Source organism: Mycobacterium sp., from assembly GCF_049673265.1.
Taxonomy (GTDB): Bacteria; Actinomycetota; Actinomycetes; order Mycobacteriales; family Mycobacteriaceae; genus Mycobacterium.
In genome coordinates this window covers 1-3,494 of sequence record NZ_JBATXN010000190.1, presented here as the reverse complement: position 1 = coordinate 3,494, position 3,494 = coordinate 1, and the positions used below count along the sequence as shown (strand labels likewise).

The following is a 3,494-nucleotide window of genomic DNA, read 5'->3' as shown; positions in this document are numbered from 1 at the left end:
GCAAGGAGCCGAGGCCGTTCTGAATGCCTTGGTCCAGTGGGGTTGTGGCAGGAGCCTTGCCATCAGCGACGGTGGCCGGTGGCTTGCAAGCGCATCCGAGAGTGCCGAACGGGCTGGGGTCGGCGCTGACCGGTGTGGCGATCCCCGCGGCTGCGCAGTACGCGATCGCGGTGCCGGACAATGCTTTCCTGATCAGCAAGGGTCAGGATCCTTCGTGCCGCGGACAGAACGCAGCGATGCTGACGCCGACGAAAAACCCTGCGTGGTAGCCGTCCAAACTACTCTGTTGCATCACGTCATTCGCGACGTCGCTGGTGGCTCTACCGCCATCGAGTTCATCGCAGACCTCGTGGGCGGCGACGATCGCGGCTTGCGCGGACGCGAAGGTAATGCCCCGAGAATTCAGCGCGTTCACGAAATTGTTGTCGACGGCGTCGGCATGTGCGGTCGGGGCTGCGGCCCCGACAAGGCCGAGCAGTCCGGCCGACAGGACCAGGCCGGCCAATAGCGATCGCGCACGACGAAGCGAGCACACTTCGGTGGTCGTCATCCTGAACCTCTCCGCTAAGCAGAAGCGCGAGTGTTGGGAACGGCAAGTCAGCCGCTGACGTAGCGATCATCGCATGCCGCCGCCACAGCGGCGCAGCCTCTGCCATCGTTAACCGAACGGACATGCGCTGGGCGCTCAACGTTGGGTGCCGGGCATCGCCACGCCGCCGTTCGTCAGTGCCTTCGTCACTTATTTGCCTGAGTGTCAATCAGTAACTGCATCGATGCAGTTACTCGACACGTGACTAAGAACTACTTGACATGTGACAAAGAGCACTCTAGGTTCCGGAGAACTGAGAAAATCTCAGCTTATTTTCAGTTGAGGGAAAGGTTCGCCATGTCTACTCGCTCCGGAGGGCGGCATCGTCGGCAACGCCGTTCTCACGCGCTTGGACGCAGTGACTTTGATGGTTTCACCCGTGTAATGCCAGTACGAGAGCAGCAACGCGCAGCGATGAGGGTCAGCGCGGTGGCTGCAGGCGTGGTCGTCGCGGGCGGCGCGCTCTTAGGCGCCGCTCAGCTTGGCGGGCTCAATCCCGCGGGAGCGTTCGCCCCTGCGCAGCACCAAGACGTCGCGCTGGCCGCTTCCCCGACGTTCGAGGAAAGCGTGCAGGCCCTGTTGAACGCCCTCAATATCGGCACCATGGGCCAACTGCTGGGGACGCTCGGGACCGACCACGATCTCACTCCACCTGCGCCCCTCGACACCGCATCGGCCCTAAGCGCCCTGCTGGCAGACCTCAACCCGAACGACACGACTTTGGGCGCCGCCATCCCCGCCCTCGGCGCTCAGGTGGGCGAGCTACTGAACACCATCTATATCGGCAATGACCCGATTAGCGGTCTGCCGATCGACACGATCGTCGGGGACGTGTTGGGTGGACCCGGTGCGGGCGGGACGATACAAAGCCTTCTCGACTCCTTAGGCCTTGGCCAGTACGCAGGTCTTGTGGACGTGATCAAGAACTTCAACGGCACCTTGCTCGATCCGAACCTGAGTCCCACCAATTCGATAAGTGACTTGCTGAGCTCGCTGCTGAACACCAACACCAGTACGGAGCTGCTGGGCAGCCTTCCGATAACCGTCGGCAACGTCACGACGACGCTGGGCAACGCGGATCTGAATCAGTTGCTGGGCATATCGTCAGCGCAACTCGCCGAGCCCTGGAATACGTTCGTGGACAACCTACCCACTAGCGGAATCCTCAGTCCCAACCCGACAATCCTCGGCGACGACACGCTGGGCGAATTGCTGACCTCCCTGCTGTCCCACGGCAGCGCGCTCGCGCCGGTGGTTGACGGCACGGAGGTGGCCGCCTTCCTTGACGCCCTGGGTCTTTTCGGACCTCTCGGCTAAAGCCAGCGCCGGCGCCGAGGGGCCAGTTATGGCAACGGTTTAACGCGAGGGTGTGTCATAACTGGCCTCTGGGCGCTCAACGTTGGCAGGCTGGACACCAGTAGGCGACCCTGTCGCCGGTGCTGTCCTTTTCGATCGCGGTGCCGCAGCGACGGCACTCCTGCCCGGCGCGTCCGTACACCCAGAGCTGACGGCCCGATCGGGTGTCGCCGGTAGTGCAACGGTCCCACCGTGATCGGTTGGCCCACAGCATTTCTCGTGCCCGCCTGACCAGCCGCTGCGGGTCGGGTAGCGAGCTGACCGGAGCGTTGGGCAGCCGTCCGCTGATGTAACACAGTTCGTTGCAATAGACATTGCCGATCCCCGCCATCACGCGCTGGTCCAGCAGCGCCTCGGCGATCGGCCGATCCGGCTGTGCCGTCAGGTTGGCCGCGGCGACCTGTGCATCCCAGTCGGCACCCAGCAAGTCCGGCCCCAGATGGGCTACCGCGTCCTCGTCGTGTTGCCGGTCGAGGATCTCCAGTACGCCGAGGTCAATCCCGATGGCACGAATTCCACTTGCTTCCAAGATGATTCGTGTCGAAGCGGAGTGCCCGACTCTCCCCCGCAAGCGGGAGGTACCCCCACCTCGGGGCGATTCCGCCCCGTATCGTCGTCGGGCGTGATCGGGCGGGCGCGTGCTCAGCCGCCAGCTGCCGTCCATCTTCAGATGCGAGTGGATACTGGCCGGCCCGACGCGAATGAACAGGTGCTTGCCACGGCTGAGCACCTCGTCGACCACCTCACCGGTCAGGTCGACGGTGGCGAATCGCGGTACCCGCACATCGCATCGGGTCAATGTGCGACCGACCAAGGCCTTCCGCAGTGTTTCTGCGGTGTGAAAGACAGTGTCCCCCTCGGGCATGCGCTATCGCAGCCGAAGCCCGCGGGGGGTACGGGCGAACCCGGCGTCGGACAGCGCATTGACGGCCGGCGCCGACACGTCGGGTCCCAGCACCGCGAGGCCGTTGATCCGCTCAACCAGAATCGAACTGACCCGCCCGCCCGTCACCAGTTCGGCCAACGCCGCGCCGGCCGCGTGGTTGACCTCAAGCTCGTCGCTGAAGGTCAACAGCGAGCGACCGCCGCGTTCGACGAACCAAACCAATTCGCCGTCGATCAGCACAACCAGGGCTCCGGCTTTGCGGCCCGGCCGGGCGCCGCCGTCGTCCTGCGATGCGCGGGACGGCCAGGGCAGTGCGGCGCCGTACGGATTGGCCGGATCGGCGGCGGCGAGCACCACCGCCCGGTACTCGGGGCGCTCCGGATCGATGCCTTCGAGGTAGCCACGCAGCCGGTCGACCGTTGATGCCACTGCGAATTGCGCTCCACCCAATGACTCGACGAAGTAGCCGCGTTGGCATCGGCCGGCTTCCTCGAACGTGGTCAGCACTTTGTAGAGCATCGCGAATCCGCCCGGCACTGCTTCGGCGGCCACCGCGCCTTTGGTCAGCACGCCGTGGCGGTTGAGCAGCAGCTCGGTTTGGTGGTGTGCCCGCACCGTCGAATCCGGTTCGGGCACGGGCAACGCCGACCACCGGCCCGCCAC

At 64.8% G+C, this 3,494-nt stretch carries 5 protein-coding genes; 1 reads left to right on the top strand and 4 read right to left on the bottom strand.

What is annotated here, in order from left to right; all coding sequences use genetic code 11:
- A partial coding sequence (locus WBF82_RS06780) for a hypothetical protein (RefSeq protein WP_424382301.1) occupies positions 1 to 199 on the bottom strand: 199 nt, incomplete at its 3' end.
- Positions 200 to 202: 3 nt separating this feature from the next.
- Positions 203 to 550, bottom strand: a complete 348-nt coding sequence (locus tag WBF82_RS06775; protein ID WP_424382300.1) for a DUF732 domain-containing protein — start codon at positions 548 to 550, stop codon at positions 203 to 205.
- Positions 551 to 973: 423 nt separating this feature from the next.
- On the opposite strand from WBF82_RS06775, the gene WBF82_RS06770 reads away from it, so the two are divergent.
- Positions 974 to 1,906: a hypothetical protein gene (locus WBF82_RS06770; protein ID WP_424382299.1), complete on the top strand. Its 933-nt coding sequence runs from the start codon at positions 974 to 976 to the stop codon at positions 1,904 to 1,906.
- A 76-nt stretch (positions 1,907 to 1,982) separates the two neighbouring features.
- Here WBF82_RS06770 and WBF82_RS06765 read toward each other — a convergent pair whose 3' ends face one another.
- Positions 1,983 to 2,810, bottom strand: a complete 828-nt coding sequence (locus WBF82_RS06765) for a DNA-formamidopyrimidine glycosylase family protein (RefSeq protein WP_424382298.1) — start codon at positions 2,808 to 2,810, stop codon at positions 1,983 to 1,985.
- Between the two features lie 3 nt (positions 2,811 to 2,813).
- The coding region (locus tag WBF82_RS06760; RefSeq protein WP_424382297.1) for an Lhr family helicase at positions 2,814 to 3,494 on the bottom strand (681 nt) is incomplete at its 5' end.

Bases quoted from the DNA above. Each gene is read 5' to 3' on its own strand.
- WBF82_RS06775 (WP_424382300.1), bottom strand. From the start codon at position 550: ATGACGACCACCGAAGTGTGCTCGCTTCGTCGTGCGCGATCGCTATTG.
- WBF82_RS06770 (WP_424382299.1), top strand. From the start codon at position 974: ATGCCAGTACGAGAGCAGCAACGCGCAGCGATGAGGGTCAGCGCGGTG.
- WBF82_RS06765 (WP_424382298.1), bottom strand. From the start codon at position 2,810: ATGCCCGAGGGGGACACTGTCTTTCACACCGCAGAAACACTGCGGAAG.